This window comes from Streptomyces sp. NPDC091279 (assembly GCF_044757465.1).
In the GTDB taxonomy this organism is placed as follows: Bacteria; Actinomycetota; Actinomycetes; order Streptomycetales; family Streptomycetaceae; genus Streptomyces.
On sequence record NZ_JBIVVA010000002.1, the window covers coordinates 534,851 to 552,056 of the forward strand.

Here is a 17,206-nt window from a genome sequence, read left to right on the forward strand (position 1 = left end):
TCGACCTGCTGCCCCGCCAGGATCACCGGCGCGTTGACTCAGAACTTGTCGAGCAGTTGCCCGTACACGCCGAACACCCCGATGGCGAGGGGGAAGAGTCCCACCATGCCGATCGATTCGACGAGGTCGGCCGCGCGCCGCAGCCGGACCTGCACATGCTCCGATGGCTGCACCGCGAGGACGAGGAGCGGCAGCAACGCCGCCGCGACCAGGACGGCGAGCGGCCCAGCACCCCCGTCGCGTTCGGTCCACAGCGTCACGAGGCGCACGATGAGCAACGCCGCGGCGACGAACAGTGCCACGACCTCGGCGGCCAGCGGGAAGGCCCGCGCCCGTGACAGAAGCACCACGACGACGAGTGTCGGCAGGGTCACCGTCCACACGGTGGGTTCCTCGGCGAGGGTCAGCAGCCAGCCGGCGGTCACCGCTGAGATCGCGGTGCCGATCGTCGCGAGAGCGAGCCCGCGGTGCGTGGCGGCGAGCGCGTTGCTCACCTCGTGGCGGCTGACGGAGACGCCGGAGGAGCGGCGGTCGTCGAGTGCGGTGAGCCCCGAGGCGGTCAGGGCGAGCCGCGGGAGCAGGCCGAGCAGCACCACGGAGAGGACAGCCATCACCGCGCCGAGCCGGGCCGGTTCGCTCTGGACGGCGGCGACGACCTCCCACACGGCGGTGATCACAGCGGTGGCGACGGCACCGATGAGCCCGCCTCGACCGAGCGGTGAGAAGTAGCCGAGCAGCGACAGTGTCAGGACGAGTGCGCCCGCTACGGCAGCGAGTCGCACGATTCCCGACCAGTGGTAGGCATCCGCGGCGGTCCATGCGGTGACGATGCCCAGCCCGCCGGAGGCGAGCAGGAGGGCGGTCGCCAGGCCTTGGTTGCTCTGCCCGATCCGGGCGACGAGCGTGCCGGTCGCCAGCAGGACCAACGAGAGCGCGGTGAGGGCGACGGCCAGGGAGCCCAGTGCGAACTCGTGACGGGCGAACAGCGCGGTGGTCACCGTGAGGGCGACGCTCGCCACTCCCGCGCTGCCGCGCCGAGTGGCGGGACGCCAGCGCCAGGCCTGAAGATCGAGGTCGTCGGCGACCAGGTCGGTGACGTCGTGAACCACCGGAGCGGGCGGCGCGGAGTGAGTCCTGACGAGCCGGAGGACGGCGCCGTCGGCTATCCCGGCCGACGCGAGCGTGCTGTCGTGCGGCAGCGCGGAACCGTCGAAGGTAATGAGCTGACGGGTCATCGGGCGCGACGCGGCACGATCGTCGAGCAGCCGCAGTATGTCAGGGAGGAGCTGCCCGATCGGAGTGTCGGAGGGCAGGACTATGTCGGCCCGACGTCGCTCGCCGACCAGGGTCACTCGGCTCAACTGCGCCCGAGAAGTCGTTCCTTTACTCACCACTTACCTGAACCTATCATCGTGCGAATGGCCACCTTCCGGTGCCGAGGCGGCATGGCTTCGCCGACGGGAAATCCTTTTGACTCCGTACAGTTCCCCGTCTGCCTGCTGCGTCCGTGCCGATCCCGGGGCGTGCGTGGTCTGTGAGATCGACGGGTGGGACGACGTGGACGGCCGCGTCGGCTACGACGACTGCCCGAGGCGGAGCACCTGGCCCTGCTGCTTCTGCTGTTCGGCCTTCTGCTTCGAGAGCGTGTGCTGGATGAAGGACCAGCCGACGCAACCGGCGCACAGGACGGCCGCGATGGCGATACCCGCGAACAGTTTCCCGAGCCGCTCGTCCGCCGTGCGCCGCGTCCGTTGCGCCCCGAAGAGCAACGCGTCCCTCATCCTGCGGCGCCGCACCGCCACCGACTCAAGAAGCTGGCTGTCGTAGTCCCGTGCCATCAGCAGTCCGTCGCCCCTGTCCCGACTCGCCGGACGTCGCCCCCGGACGCGGTTGATGCGCGTGCGGAATGCGAAGCCCCCCGTGTTTGCCTCTGCAACATAGATTATGTGGCCGGCATCGAACACATCCGGGTCGGGGCGGGAGTTCCTGCGTCTCATGCGTCGGAGCAGGGCCCGATCGGGCCCCCGATTCCGAGCCCGGGCCGTGCGATTGTACCCGTCCTGGCAGCGCAGGGGACTGGCGGTTCCGCCTGTCCCCGCCCGAACACCGCCCCCGAATAATCGTTGGCCGTCCTCTCACCCCGGTCCTAGACTGAACCCGACTTCGCACGGTGGCCTCCGCCGCCGTTGCCCACCGAGGTGAGAAGAAGGGGGTGTTGACCGATGACGGTGATCGCGATGGGCCTTGCCCGCATTCCGTATGTCAGGTTCACCTCCGTGGCCGTCGGCTGACCTTCTTCGCTGTCGCCGGGGCCCGTTCGAAGGGTCTCCCTTGTCTTCCACCTCTGTTGTCGCCGCGCTCGCTCCCTACGGCTGGGACGACGCGTGGGCGGACGCGTTCGCCCCGTTCGCCACCGAAGGACTGCTGCCCGGACGCGTCGTGCGCGTCGACCGCGGTCAGTGCGATGTCGTCACCGCAGGGGGCGTGCTGCGGGCCGACACCGCGTTCGTCACCCCGCACGACCCCCTGCGGGTGGTGTGCACCGGCGACTGGGTCGCCGTCGAACCCGGCGGCACCCCCCGTTATGTGCGCACCTACCTGCCCCGCCGCACGGCGTTCGTGCGCTCCACCTCCTCCAAGCGGTCCGAGGGACAGATCCTCGCCGCCAACGTCGACCACGCCGTCGTCGCCCTCTCCCTCGCCGTCGAACTCGACCTCGGCCGCGTCGAACGCTTCCTCGCGCTCGCCTGGGAGTCAGGCGCCCAGCCGGTCGTCGTCCTGACCAAGGCCGACCTGGTCCCCGACCCGGCCGTCCTCGCCCACCTCGTCCAGGACGTCGAGACGGCCGCGCCCGGCGTCCCCGTGCTCACCGCCAGCGCCCTGCACGGCGAGGGCCTCGGCCCCCTCGTCGCGCTCACCGGCGGCTCCACCTCCGTGCTGCTCGGCGCGTCCGGCGCGGGCAAGTCGACCCTCGCCAACGCCCTGGTCGGCGCCGATGTCATGGACGTCCGGGCCACCCGGGACATGGACGGCAAGGGACGGCACACCACCACCACCCGCAACCTCCTCGCCCTGCCCGGCGGCGGCGTCCTCATCGACACCCCGGGACTGCGCGGCGTCGGCCTCTGGGACGCCGGGACCGGGGTCGGGCAGGTCTTCGCCGAGATCGAGGAACTCGGCGCCGACTGCCGTTTCCACGACTGCGCCCACGAGGCCGAACCGGGCTGCGCGGTCCTCGCCGCCCTCGCCTGCGGCGATCTCCCGCAGCGCCGCCTGGACAGCTACCGCAAGCTGCTGCGGGAGAACCAGCGGATCATCGCCAAGACCGACGCCCGCCTGCGTGCGGAGATCCGCCGCGACTGGAAACGGAAGGGAGCACAGGGCCGCGCCGCGCTGGACGCCAAACAGGGAAAGCTCCGTTTCTAACCGATGGTGAAGGCGTCCCGCGCTCCCCAGCGCCGTGTCCGAATTCCGCCAGCCACAGTCCTCCGTGTCATCGACACTGGAGAACATGACGGACGAGGACAGCAGGTACGAGGCGGTGCGGAGCCGGGACGCCCGGTTCGACGGCGCGTTCTTCTTCGGCGTGCGCACGACCGGGATCTACTGCCGGCCCAGCTGCCCCGCCGTGACGCCGAAGCGGCAGAACGTGCGGTTCTTCGCGACGGCCGCCGCCGCGCAGGGCTCGGGGTTCCGGGCCTGCCGGCGGTGCCGCCCGGACGCCGTCCCCGGCTCCGCCGACTGGAACGTCCGCGCCGACGTCGTCGGCCGGGCCATGCGGCTGATCGGCGACGGCGTCGTGGACCGCGAGGGCGTCGCCGGGCTCGCCGACCGGCTCGGCTACAGCGCCCGGCAGGTGCAGCGCCAGCTCACCGCCGAGGTCGGCGCGGGCCCCGTCGCGCTCGCCCGGGCGCAGCGGGCGCACACCGCACGCGTCCTCGTGCAGACCACCGAACTGCCCATCACCCAGATCGCGTTCGCGGCCGGATTCGCCAGCGTCCGCCAGTTCAACGACACCATCCGCGACGTCTACGCCGCCACCCCGAGCGAGCTGCGCGCCGCCACCCCGAAGGCCACCCGGCGCACCGCCGTACCGGCCGCCGCCGGGATACCGCTCCGGCTCGCCCACCGCGGCCCCTACCTCGCAGGACCCGTCTTCGACCTGCTCGCCGAGGAGGCCGTCGCGGGCGTGGCGGAGGTGACCGGCGTCCCCGGGCGCCGCGTCCACCGCCGCACTCTGCGCCTGCCGCACGGCACCGGAGTCGTCGCCGTCGACGAACGCCCCCGCACCTCCAGGGCCACCCCCGGCGCCCACCCCGGCGGCTGGCTCGACGCCCGCCTCCACCTCACCGACCCGCGTGACCTGACCACCGCCGTCGGCCGGTTGCGCCGCCTGTTCGACCTGGACGCCGACCCCTGGGCCGTCGACGAACGCCTCGGCGCCGACCCCCGCCTCGCCCCGCTGGTCGCCGCCCGCCCCGGCCTGCGCTCACCCGGCACCGCCGACCCCGACGAACTCGCCGTCCGCACCCTCCTCGGCCCCACCGCCACCGCCGACCTCGTCCGGCGCTACGGCAAGGCGCTCGACGCCCCGCACGGCACCCTCACCCACCTCTTCCCCGAGGCCGCCGTCCTCGCCGAGGCGGAACTGCACGGCCCCCTCGGCGCCCTCACCGCCGCCCTCGCCGACGGCACCGTCCGCCTCGACCCCGGCGCCGACCGCGACGAGGCCCAGGCCGCGCTGCTCGCCCTGCCCGGCCTCGACGCGGCCACCGTCGCCACCCTCCGTACCCGCGCCCTCGGTGACCCGGACGTCGCCCCGCCCGGCGCGGACCTGCCCGACAGCTGGCGCCCCTGGCGCTCGTACGCCCTGCATCACCTGCGCATCGCAGGGGAGTTGGAGACACGATGACCGAGAACCGCGTCCACTACACCACCCTCGACAGCCCCGTCGGCCCACTGCTGCTGACCGCCGACGCCGACGGCGTCCTGACCTCGCTCTCCGTGGCCGGGCAGAAGAACGGCCGTACCGTGCAGGAGGGTTGGCGGCACAGCCCCGACCTCTTCCGGGCCGCCGAGGAACAGCTCGCCGCCTACTTCGCCGGTGAACTCACCGAATTCCAGCTGGAGTTCCGCACCGAGGGCAGCGCGTTCCGGGAGAAGGTGTGGGCCGCCATCGACGCCATCCCGTACGGCACCACCGCGACCTACGGTGACATCGCCGCCCGCGTCGGCGCCTCCCGGGCCGCCGTCCGCGCCGTCGGCGGGGCGATCGGCGCCAACCCGCTCCTCGTGCTGCGCCCCTGCCATCGGGTGATCGGCGCCGGCGGTGCCCTCACCGGCTACGCGGGCGGCCTGGACCGGAAGGTACGGCTCCTCACCCTGGAGGGCGCCATCGAGAGCGACGCGGCAGCGGCTGCCGTCGAGGACGCCGCCGTTCAGGGCGCTGCCGTTCAGGACGGTGCCGTTCGGGGCGGTGCCGTCAGCCCCAGATGACCGCGCCCAGCCACGCGCCCGCGATCAGCAGACAGGCGAACAGCTCCGTCAGCACACTGGAGCCGCCCGAACGCATCGCGGTGCGCAGGGCCGCCCGCGCCGCCGCACGGTCGCCCAGCCGCAGCCGTTCGTGGAGGTAGATCCCGGCCAGGAAACCGGGGATCGCGCCCAGCACCGGGATCACCACGAACCCCAGCAGCGCGCCCACCCCCGCGTACGCGCCCGCGCGCCGGGTGGTGCCGCTGTTCCGCAGCCGTCGGGGCGGCAACGACCAGCGGACCACCTGGGAGAGGAACAACGCCACCGTCGCCCCCACCAGCACACCCCAGGCCAACGGCTGCGGGTCCTTGAGCGCCCACCACAGCACCGCGGCCCACACCAGCCACGACCCCGGCACCCCCGGCACCAGAACTCCGCACAGGCCGAGCACCAGCACCAGGCCGACCAGCAGGAGGTCCCACACGCCCATCTGACCAGGGTGCCGGACGGCGCCGGAAGACGCAGGTCAGAAGCGGCCGTGGGGGTCACCGCACCGGCGCCGCGGTGGGGTGGGAGCCCGGCCCGCACCGCCGTTCGAGCGGTGACGCGGCAGGCTCGGGGCCGACGGCGGTGGGCCGGATTTTCCCGATGCCCCGGTCCCGGGCGGCCCTCGCGTGGACAATGACCGGCATGAGCCAGCAGGGGGGAAGGCCCACCGGTCCCGACGACGACTGGTGGGCGCAGCTGTACGACGACGCCGCCCAGGACACGGGCCCGGCACCGGCACCCGACTCCCTGGACGACCGCTTCGCCTCGGCCGCCGACACGCTCACCGACTCCCCGGCCGCCACCCCGGACCCCGCTCCCGCTCCCGCTCCCGAGATCCCCGCCCAGCTCCGCCGCACCGCCCCCGAGGCGCCCGGCCCGGCCCACCCCACCGGCTCACCGCCCGCCCAGGCCGGCTCCGGGCCGCCCACCCGTGACGCCGAGCCCACCGCGTTGCCCCTCGCCGATCCTGACGATCTCGGTGACCTGGTCGCGGACACCGTGCTGGACGGTGCCCGGTACGGGGCCTGCACCGTGCGGGCCGCCTCGGTGCGCGGGGACGCGGCGCGCCACCGGGGCGAACCCCGCCGGGAGGCGCTGCTCACCGCCCGCTTCGGCACCGGCGACCACGCCCTCGTGCTGGTGGCGATGGCCAGCGGTGCCCGAGCCACCCCGGGCGCCCACCGGGCCGCCGCCGAGGCCTGCCAGTGGATCGGCCGCGCCGTCGGCCGCAGTCACGCCCGGCTCGCCGAGGACATCCGGGCCGCCCGGCGCGGCGACCTCAAGTCGGGACTGCACCGGCTGACCGACCGCAGCCTCGGCAAGCTCCGCGCCACCGCCGCCGAACAGGGCGTCGACCCCGAGGAGTACGCGGCCGGCCTGCGCTGTCTGCTGCTGCCCGCCGACCCCGGATGCCGGACCCGGGTCTTCTTCGGCGTCGGCACCGGCGGCCTGTTCCGGCTCCGGGACGGGGACTGGCAGGACATCGAACCCCGCGTCACCGACACCGCCGGCGAACCCGTCGTCGGCTTCGGATCGACGCCCGCCGAGACGCCCGACGGCGACCGCAGCACCCTCGACCTGGGCGTTCCGGCGCCGCCGAGCCCGTTCGCACCCGCCCCGGAGGCGTCCCGTGCCCCCTTCCGGTTCCGGGCGTCGGTAGCCCGGCCGGGTGACACGCTGCTGATGTGCACCGGCGGCCTCGCTGACCCCCTGCGCGGTGAGGCCGACCTGCGCCGCCGTCTCGCGGCCCGCTGGTCCGGCGCCGCCCCGCCCGGACTCGCCGGTTTCCTCACCGACACCCAGGTGCGGATCAAGGGTGACGTGGGTTACCCGGACGACCGGACGGCCGCCGCCGTCTGGGAGGCGTGAGCGCGCGGGCTGTGAATTCATGGAACCCAGAGGGATCTTCAGGAGACCGAAGGGCACACGAGAGCCATGGCCAAGCAGAACGTCGCCGAGCAATTCGTCGACATCCTCGTCCGCGCCGGTGTGAAACGCCTCTACGGCGTCGTCGGTGACAGCCTCAACCCGGTGGTCGACGCCGTGCGCCGCACCCCGGCCATCGACTGGGTGCACGTCCGCCACGAAGAGACCGCCGCCTTCGCCGCCGGGGCCGAGGCGCAGATCACCGGGAAGCTCACGGCGTGCGCCGGCTCCTGCGGCCCCGGCAACCTCCACCTCATCAACGGCCTCTACGACGCCCACCGCTCCATGGCCCCGGTGCTCGCCCTCGCCTCGCAGATCCCGTCCAGCGAGATCGGCCTCGGCTACTTCCAGGAGACCCACCCGGACCGGCTGTTCACCGAGTGCAGCCACTACTGCGAACTGATCTCCAGCCCGCAGCAGATGCCCCGGCTGCTCCAGACCGCCATCCAGCACGCCGTCGGCCAGTCCGGCGTCAGCGTCGTCTCACTCCCCGGCGACATCGCCTCCGAGCCCGCCCCGGACAAGCCGATCGAGACCGCCCTCGTCACCTCCCGGCCCACCGTCCGCCCCGGTGACGCCGAGATCGACCAACTCGTCGACCTCATCGACCGCGCCGAGAAGGTCACCCTCTTCTGCGGCAGCGGCACGGCGGGCGCGCACGCCGAGGTGATGGAGTTCGCCGAGAAGATCAAGTCACCGGTCGGGCACGCGCTGCGCGGCAAGGAGTGGATTCAGTACGACAACAAGTTCGACGTCGGCATGAGCGGGCTGCTCGGCTACGGCGCCGCCTACGAGGCCACCCACGAGTGCGACCTGCTGATCCTGCTCGGCACCGACTTCCCCTACAACGCCTTCCTGCCCGACGACGTGAAGATCGCGCAGGTCGATGTCCGCCCCGAACGCCTGGGCCGCCGTTCGAAGTTGGACCTCGCGGTGTGGGGTGATGTGCGGGAGACGCTGCGCTGTCTGACCCCGCGCGTGAAGCCCAAGGAGAACCGGCGCTTCCTCGACAAGATGCTCAAGAAGCACGCGGACGCCCTGGAGGGCGTCGTCAAGGCGTACACCCGCAAGGTCGAGAAGCATGTCCCCATCCACCCCGAGTACGTGGCGTCCGTCGTCGACGAACTCGCCGACGAGGACGCCGTGTTCACGGTCGACACCGGGATGTGCAACGTCTGGGCGGCGCGGTACATCACGCCCAACGGGCGGCGCCGGGTGATCGGTTCGTTCTCGCACGGGTCGATGGCGAACGCGCTGCCGATGGCGATCGGGGCACAGTTCACCGACCGGGAACGACAGGTCGTGTCGATGTCGGGGGACGGCGGATTCTCCATGCTGATGGGGGACTTCCTGACGCTGGTGCAGTACGACCTGCCGGTGAAGGTCGTCCTCTTCAACAACTCCTCGCTGGGCATGGTGGAGTTGGAGATGCTGGTCGCGGGACTCCCCTCCTACGGCACCGCCAACAAGAACCCGGACTTCGCGGCCGTCGCCCGGGCCTGCGGCGCCTACGGGGTGCGCGTCGAGAACCCCAGGGACCTGCCGGGCGCCCTGAAGGCGGCGTTCAAGCACAAGGGCCCGGCCCTCGTCGACATCGTCACCGACCCCAACGCGCTGTCCATCCCGCCGAAGATCAGCGCCGAGATGGTCACCGGCTTCGCCCTCTCCGCGTCGAAGATCGTCCTGGACGGAGGCGTCGGCCGCATGCTCACGATGGCCCGCTCCAACCTCCGCAACGTCCCCCGGCCCTGACCCCGTTCAGGCCCCGCTACTGGTACGGCACCCACTGGCGTTGCCCGTCCTTGGTGCCGTACCAGTAGCGGGGCAGGCCCTCGTTGCCGCTGGTGCGGAACGGGCGGCCGTGGTCGTCGACGCGGGCGGTGCCGGTGCGGCCCTGCGAGGACCAGTCCAGCTCCAGGTACCAGGAGGCGTCGTACCGTTCGGTCTCCGCCGTCACCAGCAGGACTTCCGGGTCCGTGGCGGAGACCCGGTACGGGAAACGGACCGCGGGGATCGTGTGCGTGCTGTCCGCCCCCGGCATCGAACGGGCGATCGGCCGGTCCATGTCGAGGTTCACCGCGAACGTCCGGGGCGTCAACTCGCCGCCGCACCCCTGTTCCATCGCGTACGAGATCCCCTTCAGCGGCGTGCCCCGGCCGGTGACCCGGACCCGCAGCGCCTCCAGGACCACGGCCGTCGACGACGTCCCCTGCACCGAGATCTGCACCATCGTCTGGTGCCCGTGCACCGCGCCCTGCGTCGCCGCCCAGGCCGCCGCGTCCTGCTGCATCGGGGGCGGCGGGACCTGCGCGGGCTGCTTGTCGATGATGTAGTCGTGCCCGCACCCCTGGTTCCAGATCTGCGAGTCGGCGGTCCAGGTGAGCGGCACGGAGACCGCCCCGCCGGTGGGCGCGGCCGCCTTCGCGCCCTTCTCGTGCCCCTCCTTCTCCCCGCCCTTCCCGGCAGCGGCGGGAGAAGGGGTGCCCGTCGTCGCCGGGGGAGAGGCCGAGGAGCGGCCGGGGGAAGGGGAGTTGGGCGGCGCGGGCGTCCTGGACCAGGAGGGGGCGGGGGACCGGCTCGGGGTGCCTGCCGCGTCCGCCGGTGAGTGGCCGGGGGGCGGGGCCGAGAGACTGCTCAGGGTGGCCAACAGCACGGTGGTCGCGGCGGCGGCGACGAGAGTACGGCGCCGCCGGAACCAAGGGCGGGGGGAGTGGGGGGAAGGGGGCGCTGTTTCCGCCGTTTCCGCCGGGCCCGCTGTTTCCGACGGCTCCGCCGGTGCTGTCGCCCCCGCCTCGGCCGCCTCCGTCGGTTTCGGGCGTTGGCGGGCGGCGACGGCCAGCAGCCAGCGGCGGTGGAGTTCGTGGCGTTCCTCGGGGGTCGCCTCGCAGAACGCGGCGAGGCGTTCCACCGGGGCGAACTCCGTCGGCACCGCCTCGCCCGCGCAGTAGCGGTGCAGCGTGGAGGTGTTCATGCTGAGGCGCCGGGCCAGTGAGCCGTAGCTCCGGTCCGTGCGCGCCTTGAGCAGCCGCAGCAGCGCCGCGAACTCCTCGACGTCGTCGCGAGTGGTCACCGTTCCCCCGTTGTGTTCTGTCCCGGTATCCCAGGCTCCCCTGTACCTGCACGTCAGAGGGGGTGGGATGGTTCCATCCCGGTGGAAGGGGCGGCGGCTGTTGCGGGCCGCTCACGGCAGCGCCGATGCTTCTGGTGCCGCACCGACCGGACCGGCCCGACCAACCGGCCGGCGGTGCGCGTCCGACCACCACCGCACTCATCCACGGGGGACAACCATGTCCAAGCGCACCCGCACCGGCGCGCTCCTCGTCCTCGCCGCCACCGTACTCGGGGCCGCCGCCACCGCACCGGCGAACGCCGCCCCGCACGTGCCCGGTTTCCTCACCGTCGGCGATCTCCCGGCCGCGTCCTCCGCCTGGACGGCCGGCCGGGTCACCGCGGGCGTCCCGGAGGAGACCGAACAGGACACCTGCCTCCAACTGGCGCTGCCCGGCCAGGCCGACACCTGGTACCGCGACTTCCGCACCGACCTCGACACCGGTGCCCGGCAGATCAGCGTCGTGCTGCCCGACACCGCCGCCGCCAAGGGCCTGTTCGCCCGGGTGAACCAGGACATCCGCTCCTGCCCGGCGCGGATCGAGGAGGCCTACCCGTGGGCCAGGGCCGAGTTCAAGGACTACGGCACGCTCGCCGTCGAGGACGGCGCCCATGTCTACGGGCTGCACACCGGGACGGCCTGGGGCGCCGCCGATGTCCGGCTGCTGTCGGTCGGCCGCGACGGGCGCACCGTCACCGTCGTCGACTGGGGCCGGCTGGGCGGCTTCGAGGGCGTCCCGGTGAAGGCGTTCAAGAGGACGACCGTCACCGCCGTCGACCGGCTCGCCTGAGCCGCATCGAACAGGGGCCGCCCTCCCGCACGGGGGTCGGGCGGGCGGCCCCGCATGTCCCACACCGCACCGCACACCGCACCGCACACCGAGAAACGGGGAACCACTCATGAACGGCAAGAACCGCACCGTCCGCCGTACCGTCGCCGCCGCCGGGCTCGCCCTGGCGCTCGGGCTCGGGGTGAGCGCCCAGGCGTCGGCGGGAGCGCCGCGCAGCGTCAGCGGCTCGTCGGCGGACAACCTCACCCGGATCGCCGACTTCTACGGCACCTACATCGACGCGGTGACCGACGGGAACGACGACGGGCTCCCGGCCGTTCTGCGGGCGCACTACCTCACCGCCGGCTTCCAGAAGCAGCTGGCCGCCTGGGAGGCCCGGGAGCACGCCAACGGTGTGCTGCGCGCCCAGGACGTCCCGGAATCCTGGCAGGTCACCGACAGCGGCACCGACGGCTACACCGAGGCCGTCGTCACCCTGACCTGGGGCGGCGGCGAGACCACCCGGCTGGTCGTCGACATGAACCGGGGCCACAAGATATTCCGCATCGACGCGGCGAGCGCCGGTCGGTAACCGTCCCGGCACGGGGGAACGGGAGAGGGGCGCGACCCGTGGGTCGCGCCCCTCTCCCGTGATGACGTCTCCGGTCCGGCTAGCCGAACTGCTGCTCAAGATCCTTGAGCTTGCGTTCCAGAGAGTCGAGGCGCGGCAGCGCCATTGTGTCGTCCTCCGCGGTGAGGTCGACGGTCATCTCGGAACCGCCCTTGCGTACCGGCTGCAACGACGGACGCGAACGGACGGGCAGGGCTTCCGGGTTGGGTATGGCAGGCTCCGCGGTGGTGGAGGCGGCGGAGGCACGTTCCAGCGCCTCCATCTGCCGGCCGCGGCCGATGATCCCGCGGTGCCCCCGGCTTATGGCCTTCAGCTGGGCGCGGTCCATGCGCTCCTTGTCGCGGCGGCGCAGTCGGCTCTGCTCCTTCTCCCGCTTGTCCTCGCGCACCTCGTCGACCGCCTCGTCCAGGCTGCGGACGTTCTCCAGGAGCATCAGCGACCAGGCCTTGTAGGTCTCGCGGGGCGCCCTCAGCCAGCGCACTATCCGGATCTGGGGGAGCGGACGGGGCACCAGGCCCTGTTCGCGCAGCGCGGCCCGGCGGGTCTGCTTCAGCGCGCGGTCGAAGAGCACCGCGGCCGAGAGGGACATGCCGGCGAAGAAGTGCGGAGCACCGTCGTGGCCCATGCCCCTGGGCGCGTGCACCCAGTTGAACCAGGCCGCGGCGCCCGCGAACGTCCACACGAGTATCCGCGAGCCGAGGGCCGCGTCACCGTGGCTGGCCTCGCGCACGGCGAGGACGGAGCAGAACATCGCCGCGCCGTCCAGGCCGAACGGCACCAGGTACTGCCAGCCGTCGTTGAGGCCCAGGTTCTGCTCACCGAAGCCGACGAGCCCCTTGAAGGAGAGCGCGGCGGCGACGGCCGCACAGCAGAAGAGGAGGACGTACGAGGCCCAGCCGTAGATGGCTTCCTTGCGCCTGCGCCGCTCCTCGCTCCGCTCCCAAGAGTCCTCGGTCTTCGCGTGCTCCCCGGACCGCTTGCTGCGCGCGAGCACCGCCACCGCCGCCAGCATGCCCAGGAGCAGTACGGCGCCGGGAAGCAGCCAATTCAGCGATATGTCGGTCAGTCTCATCTGGGTCCCTTGCATTGGGATAGGGCGTAACGCCCGCCATAGTGGCCCAATTCCACCGGCCCTCAGGGGGTTTCGGGGCAAGAGGCCGCCAAGGAAGTGCAAGGGGATGCCCAGGGCGGCGTTCTGCTCGAACTGCCGCGTGAGGGGCGGGAGTTGAGTTCGAATAAGACTACCCGTACGGGTGGTTCCACGGAAAGTTCCCGTGGCAGGTGAGGAATTCGTGAATCACCTGTGACCAAAGGAGCGTTTGGGTGTCCTTCCGGGTGGTGTCTCGTTCGGCGCTGATCCTACGTCACGTGCATCCGGGGGTCTCGCTGAGGGTGGATCAAGCCACCGCGAGCGAGGCGAGGTTGGCGATCCGCCCGCCGAAAGGGGCGCCCGAGCCCGGTGGCCCTGGGGGATCTCGCCCGTGACGCCGCCGCCCCGGGGCACGAATCCGGCCCCGGTGGCGCGATTGTCCGGCGCCCGGGAACGGCTCGTGTATCCGTAGCACCGGGAACGTCTTGGTCAGGCGGTCGCCCGCGGCCGTGAGCACCGACGCGGGCGTCCCGGGAGCCGTGGGTGCCCGGGTCCGCCGTTCGCCGCCGAAGTGCGTGAATCTGGAGGTAAGCCTGCCCTTACCGGCTCTCGGTGGGATTTGAACTGGTGCCCGATGGGCCTAGGGTGCTTGACGGGTACGTAGCAACCCGTCGCAATGACCGCAAGTACGACACGTCCGGAGGTGGGCCCGTGGAGCAGCGTGCGGAGCGTGTGCAGGGAGTCGCCGGACTGGTCCGGGTGCCCGGGCAGTCCGGGCCACCGGGGGCGGTGGCGGGCAGGAACGTCGGCGCGGTGCGCGGCGAGCACGGCTACTGCGCGCCCGTCGCGCCCAAGGCCCGGTCCGTGCAGCGGGCCTCCGTGCGCGGCCAGATCCTCGACGCGCTGCGGGACTCGCTGGCCCGGGCCGAGCTGGCGCCGGGCGAGGTGTACTCGGCGCCGGCGCTGGGGGAGCGGTTCGGGGTGTCCGCCACTCCGGTGCGTGAGGCCATGCAGCAGCTCGCCCTCGAAGGCGCCGTCGAGGTCGTGCCGAACCGGGGCTTCAGGGTCGTCGAGCGCGGGGTGCGGGAGCTGTCGGAGCTGGCCGAGGTGCGGGCGCTGCTGGAGGTGCCGGTGCTGCTGCGGCTGGCCCGCGGGGTGCCGGTGGCGCGGTGGGCGGAGCTGCGGCCGCTGGCCGAGGCGAGCGTGCGGGCGGCGTCGTCGGGCTGCCCGGTCGCCTACGCGGACGCCGACCGGGCCTTCCACCGGGCGGTGCTCGGCCTGTCGGGCAACCGGCAGCTCGTGCAGATCGCCGACGACCTGCACCGGCGCGTTCAACTGCCGGTCGGCGGCGGCCGGGTGGACCTCGTGAGCGACGCCGCCGAGCACCTGGCGCTGCTGGACGCGCTGATCGCCCGGGACGACAGCGCGGTGCGGGTGCTGGTGGACGCCCACTTCGGCGGGCGGCGCTGACCCCTTACGCCGTGGTGGGCGGCGGGAGCGGGGGGAGCTGGCGGATCAGCCAGGTGGGGACGCCGCCCAGCAGCCGGAACAGCCGCCGGGCCTCCTCCCGCAGGCGGGTGGACTCCGGTTCCGGCTCCGCCTCCGCGAGCGAGGCCAGGGCGGGGGCGGTGCCGACCAGGTAGCCCAGCTCCTCCCGGATGCGCAGGGACTCCCGGAAACCGTGCCGGGCCTCCGCCAACTCGCCCTCGCGCAGGGCGAGTCCGGCCAGATGCCGCCAGGTGGCGGAGAGCAGCAGGGGATCAGGTCTCGCCGTCGCGCCCGCGTGGGCCCTGCGGTAGGCGGCGCGGGCGGCCTGCGGGGAGTGCGTGAGGTTCTCCGCCAGCAGGCCCCTGCGGAAGTCCAGGAGGGCCCGGCCCATGCCGCCCGGCGGGATCAGCGCCGCCGCCCGGCCGAGCGCCGCGCGCGCCTCGTCGGCCCGGTCGCGGACGCCGTGCACCGTTGCCGCGTAGGCGAGTTGGCCGCGTTCACAGGCCGCCGCGCCCCGTTCGTCGTCGCTGTGGGCCTGCGCCTCCGCCACCCGCAGGGCGTCCTCCGCGTCCTGCCAGCCCTGCTCGGTGTACAGGCAGCGCTCCACGAGGAGCGAGGTGCGCTGGAGGGAGCCGGCCGGGGTGTCCGGTGGCAGCAGGGCCGCCGCGTCCGCCCAGCAGGCGCGGGAGCGCAGCCGCCACACCGCGGTCTGGAGCGGATCGTCGCCTGCGGTCGTTCCGGCACCAGACATGGCGGTATGCGCCACGTTGCCCTCCCCTAGCGCGCCATCGAGCTGTCGAGTGGTGGCGGCATCTCAGCACGGATCACGGGGTCCGGCCAAGAGGGTGGGTGAAGGAATTCACAAAGTCGTGTGATCAGCTCATGCGCAGCGCGAGGAAGAAATCGAGCTTGTCCTCCAGGCGGGACAGGTCCCGGCCCGTCAACTGCTCGATTCGCCCGACCCGGTAGCGCAACGTGTTGACGTGGAGGTGCAGTCGGCCCGCGCACCGGGTCCAGGAGCCGTCGCAGTCGAGGAACGCCTCCAGGGTCGGGATCAGCTCGGCCCGGTGCCGTCGGTCGTAGTCGCGCAGCGGGTCCAGGAGCCGGGCGGTGAAGGCGCGGCGGACGTCGTCCGGCACGAACGGCAGCAGCAGGACGTGGGACGCCAGCTCCTGGTGGCCCGCCGCCGAGACCCGGCCCGGGCGGGCCGCCGCCACCCGGCGGGCGTGCCGCGCCTCCTCCAGGGCGCCCCGCAGGCCCTCCGCGGAGTGCACGGACGCGCTGACGCCCAGGGTGACGTCACCGTCGTCGTCCAGCCCCGCCGTGAGGGGGGCCCGGACCGTGGCGAGGAGCGTGTCGGCGTGGACGCCGGACGCCGGGCCGTCGTGCTCCAGGGGGACCGCCGGGAGCGGCACCAGGGCGACGGCCTCCTCGCCGGTGTGGGCGACGGCGATGCGGTCGGACGGCTCGGGGCCGGTGGCGTGCGGGTCGACGAGGATCTCCTCCAGGAGCGACTGGGCGACCGGTCCCGACGCGACGGCCTCGCCGCCCGCCCACTCGACCCGGGCGACCACCACCTGCCAGTGCGGGGCGGTGCCGAGGCCGGGCAGCAGGACCGGGGCCGCCACCCGCAGCCGGGCCGCGATCTCGGCGGGGGCCGCCCCCGACTGGACCAGCTCCAGGACCTCCTGGGCGAGGCGGCGGCGCACCGTGCGGGCGGCGTCGCGGCGGTCGCGTTCCACGGCGATCAGCTGGGTGACGCCCTGGAGCAGGTCGAGGCGCTCGGCCGGCCAGTCCGCCGCGTCGGCCTCCACGGCGAGCAGCCAGTCCGACAGCACCGTCTCGCGCACGTCCCGCGAGCCCTGCGGGGAACGGCCGCTGCTGCGGATCGGGAAGAGCGAGTACTGCGCCTGCTCGACGGCGACCCGGTGCGGGCCCCGGCGGCCGGTGCGGGTCGCGGCCAGGTGCTCGGCGGCCAGCCGGGCGCGCAGCTCCGGGGGCAGGCCAGGGCCCGCCACCTTCGGGCCCGCGATCAGGCGCCCGGTGGGGGAGAGCACCCAGGCCCGCAGGTCCAGGTCGGTGCCCAGCAGTTCGAGGACCACGTCAGGACCGCCGCCCGCCGGGCCCGACGTCATCATCCGGCGATGCCGGTCCACCACCGCCGCGAGATCACCGGCCCGCTCGCCCGAGACCTGGCGCACGACATGCTCGGTGATCGTCGCGAAGGCCACCGACTCGTCCACCGCGAGCAGCGGGAGCCGGTGCCGGGCGCAGGCCAGCACCAAGTCCTCGGGTATCGCGCCCAGTTCGGCCTCGCCGACGGCCAGTGCCGTGACGCCCGCCTGGGTCAGGAGGGTGACGAACGGGTCCGAGTCGGCCGCGCCGGTCCGCCAGGTCAGACCGGTCAGCACCAGCTCGCCGCCGGACAGGTACCGGCTGGGGTCGCGCAGGTCGGTGGTCATCACCCCGCGCACGGTCCGGTCCAGCTCGTCGCCGCCGCCGAGCAGCCGCAGGCCCAGCGCGTCGGTGTCCAGCAGTGCGCGCAGCCGCATTCTCGTCGCCGCCGTTCTCTGTCGTGAAGTCCGGGAAAGTGGGTCGAAAGGGCCACGGGATCAGCCGTCGCCGTGGGGCTTGAACCGTACGTCGGGGCTGACCGGGCGTTTCTCGTGT

The 17,206-nt window shown here is 73.2% G+C and carries 15 protein-coding genes; 8 read left to right on the plus strand and 7 right to left on the minus strand.

Annotated elements, in window-relative coordinates; genetic code table 11:
• Positions 1 to 38: 38 nt before the first annotated feature.
• Together eccD and ACIQOU_RS05930 are read right to left on the minus strand one after the other, a co-directional pair.
• Complete coding sequence (eccD, locus tag ACIQOU_RS05925) at positions 39 to 1,394, minus strand: type VII secretion integral membrane protein EccD (RefSeq protein ID WP_401534216.1); 1,356 nt, start codon at positions 1,392 to 1,394, stop codon at positions 39 to 41.
• A 180-nt stretch (positions 1,395 to 1,574) separates the two neighbouring features.
• Positions 1,575 to 1,838, minus strand: coding sequence for a hypothetical protein (locus tag ACIQOU_RS05930; RefSeq protein WP_401534218.1), 264 nt, complete (start codon positions 1,836 to 1,838; stop codon positions 1,575 to 1,577).
• A gap of 493 nt (positions 1,839 to 2,331) precedes the next feature.
• Here ACIQOU_RS05930 and rsgA point away from each other — a divergent pair, with 493 nt between their 5' ends.
• The 3 genes from rsgA (at position 2,332) to ACIQOU_RS05945 (ending at position 5,496) form a co-directional block, all read left to right on the plus strand.
• Positions 2,332 to 3,426 carry a ribosome small subunit-dependent GTPase A gene (gene rsgA, locus ACIQOU_RS05935; RefSeq protein ID WP_401534220.1) on the plus strand — a complete coding sequence of 365 codons (1,095 nt, stop codon included), beginning with the start codon at positions 2,332 to 2,334 and terminating at the stop codon, positions 3,424 to 3,426.
• Between the two features lie 85 nt (positions 3,427 to 3,511).
• Positions 3,512 to 4,912, plus strand: coding sequence for a bifunctional transcriptional activator/DNA repair enzyme AdaA (locus ACIQOU_RS05940; RefSeq protein ID WP_401534222.1), 1,401 nt, complete (start codon positions 3,512 to 3,514; stop codon positions 4,910 to 4,912).
• Positions 4,909 to 5,496 (plus strand): methylated-DNA--[protein]-cysteine S-methyltransferase, encoded by a 588-nt coding sequence (locus tag ACIQOU_RS05945; protein WP_401534224.1) that lies wholly within the window; start codon positions 4,909 to 4,911, stop codon positions 5,494 to 5,496. Before ACIQOU_RS05940 ends, ACIQOU_RS05945 begins: the two co-directional genes overlap by 4 nt.
• Here ACIQOU_RS05945 and ACIQOU_RS05950 read toward each other — a convergent pair.
• Positions 5,483 to 5,965, minus strand: a complete 483-nt coding sequence (locus ACIQOU_RS05950; protein ID WP_401534227.1) for a DUF456 domain-containing protein — start codon at positions 5,963 to 5,965, stop codon at positions 5,483 to 5,485. The genes ACIQOU_RS05945 and ACIQOU_RS05950 overlap by 14 nt on opposite strands.
• Positions 5,966 to 6,165: 200 nt before the next feature.
• Here ACIQOU_RS05950 and ACIQOU_RS05955 point away from each other — a divergent pair, with 200 nt between their 5' ends.
• Positions 6,166 to 7,392 (plus strand): protein phosphatase 2C domain-containing protein, encoded by a 1,227-nt coding sequence (locus ACIQOU_RS05955; protein ID WP_401534229.1) that lies wholly within the window; start codon positions 6,166 to 6,168, stop codon positions 7,390 to 7,392.
• Between the two features lie 66 nt (positions 7,393 to 7,458).
• Entirely contained in the window at positions 7,459 to 9,201 is a 1,743-nt protein-coding gene (locus tag ACIQOU_RS05960) for a pyruvate dehydrogenase (RefSeq protein WP_401534232.1), read from the plus strand.
• A gap of 16 nt (positions 9,202 to 9,217) precedes the next feature.
• Here ACIQOU_RS05960 and ACIQOU_RS05965 read toward each other — a convergent pair whose 3' ends face one another.
• Positions 9,218 to 10,519 carry a helix-turn-helix domain-containing protein gene (locus tag ACIQOU_RS05965; RefSeq protein WP_401534234.1) on the minus strand — a complete coding sequence of 434 codons (1,302 nt, stop codon included), beginning with the start codon at positions 10,517 to 10,519 and terminating at the stop codon, positions 9,218 to 9,220.
• Positions 10,520 to 10,736: 217 nt separating this feature from the next.
• On the opposite strand from ACIQOU_RS05965, the gene ACIQOU_RS05970 reads away from it, so the two are divergent.
• Both ACIQOU_RS05970 and ACIQOU_RS05975 read left to right on the plus strand, forming a co-directional pair.
• Positions 10,737 to 11,348, plus strand: a complete 612-nt coding sequence (locus ACIQOU_RS05970) for a hypothetical protein (protein ID WP_401534236.1) — start codon at positions 10,737 to 10,739, stop codon at positions 11,346 to 11,348.
• A 109-nt stretch (positions 11,349 to 11,457) separates the two neighbouring features.
• Positions 11,458 to 11,919, plus strand: a complete 462-nt coding sequence (locus ACIQOU_RS05975) for a hypothetical protein (RefSeq protein ID WP_401534238.1) — start codon at positions 11,458 to 11,460, stop codon at positions 11,917 to 11,919.
• A 79-nt stretch (positions 11,920 to 11,998) separates the two neighbouring features.
• On the opposite strand, the gene ACIQOU_RS05980 is transcribed toward ACIQOU_RS05975, so the two are convergent.
• Entirely contained in the window at positions 11,999 to 13,030 is a 1,032-nt protein-coding gene (locus ACIQOU_RS05980) for a DUF2637 domain-containing protein (RefSeq protein ID WP_401534240.1), read from the minus strand.
• A 729-nt stretch (positions 13,031 to 13,759) separates the two neighbouring features.
• On the opposite strand from ACIQOU_RS05980, the gene ACIQOU_RS05985 reads away from it, so the two are divergent.
• Entirely contained in the window at positions 13,760 to 14,518 is a 759-nt protein-coding gene (locus ACIQOU_RS05985) for a GntR family transcriptional regulator (protein WP_401534241.1), read from the plus strand.
• A 4-nt stretch (positions 14,519 to 14,522) separates the two neighbouring features.
• Here ACIQOU_RS05985 and ACIQOU_RS05990 read toward each other — a convergent pair whose 3' ends face one another.
• Positions 14,523 to 15,302: a hypothetical protein gene (locus ACIQOU_RS05990; RefSeq protein WP_401534244.1), complete on the minus strand. Its 780-nt coding sequence runs from the start codon at positions 15,300 to 15,302 to the stop codon at positions 14,523 to 14,525.
• Between the two features lie 109 nt (positions 15,303 to 15,411).
• On the minus strand, positions 15,412 to 17,088 hold the full coding sequence (locus ACIQOU_RS05995) for a PucR family transcriptional regulator (RefSeq protein ID WP_401534245.1): 1,677 nt from the start codon (positions 17,086 to 17,088) through the stop codon (positions 15,412 to 15,414).
• Positions 17,089 to 17,206: the final 118 nt, after the last annotated feature.

Bases quoted from the DNA above. Each gene is read 5' to 3' on its own strand.
- ACIQOU_RS05970 (WP_401534236.1), top strand. From the start codon at position 10,737: ATGTCCAAGCGCACCCGCACCGGCGCGCTCCTCGTCCTCGCCGCCACC.
- ACIQOU_RS05930 (WP_401534218.1), bottom strand. From the start codon at position 1,838: ATGGCACGGGACTACGACAGCCAGCTTCTTGAGTCGGTGGCGGTGCGG.
- ACIQOU_RS05945 (WP_401534224.1), top strand. From the start codon at position 4,909: ATGACCGAGAACCGCGTCCACTACACCACCCTCGACAGCCCCGTCGGC.
- ACIQOU_RS05940 (WP_401534222.1), top strand. From the start codon at position 3,512: ATGACGGACGAGGACAGCAGGTACGAGGCGGTGCGGAGCCGGGACGCC.
- ACIQOU_RS05980 (WP_401534240.1), bottom strand. From the start codon at position 13,030: ATGAGACTGACCGACATATCGCTGAATTGGCTGCTTCCCGGCGCCGTA.
- ACIQOU_RS05960 (WP_401534232.1), top strand. From the start codon at position 7,459: ATGGCCAAGCAGAACGTCGCCGAGCAATTCGTCGACATCCTCGTCCGC.
- ACIQOU_RS05975 (WP_401534238.1), top strand. From the start codon at position 11,458: ATGAACGGCAAGAACCGCACCGTCCGCCGTACCGTCGCCGCCGCCGGG.
- ACIQOU_RS05950 (WP_401534227.1), bottom strand. From the start codon at position 5,965: ATGGGCGTGTGGGACCTCCTGCTGGTCGGCCTGGTGCTGGTGCTCGGC.
- ACIQOU_RS05995 (WP_401534245.1), bottom strand. From the start codon at position 17,088: ATGCGGCTGCGCGCACTGCTGGACACCGACGCGCTGGGCCTGCGGCTG.
- ACIQOU_RS05955 (WP_401534229.1), top strand. From the start codon at position 6,166: ATGAGCCAGCAGGGGGGAAGGCCCACCGGTCCCGACGACGACTGGTGG.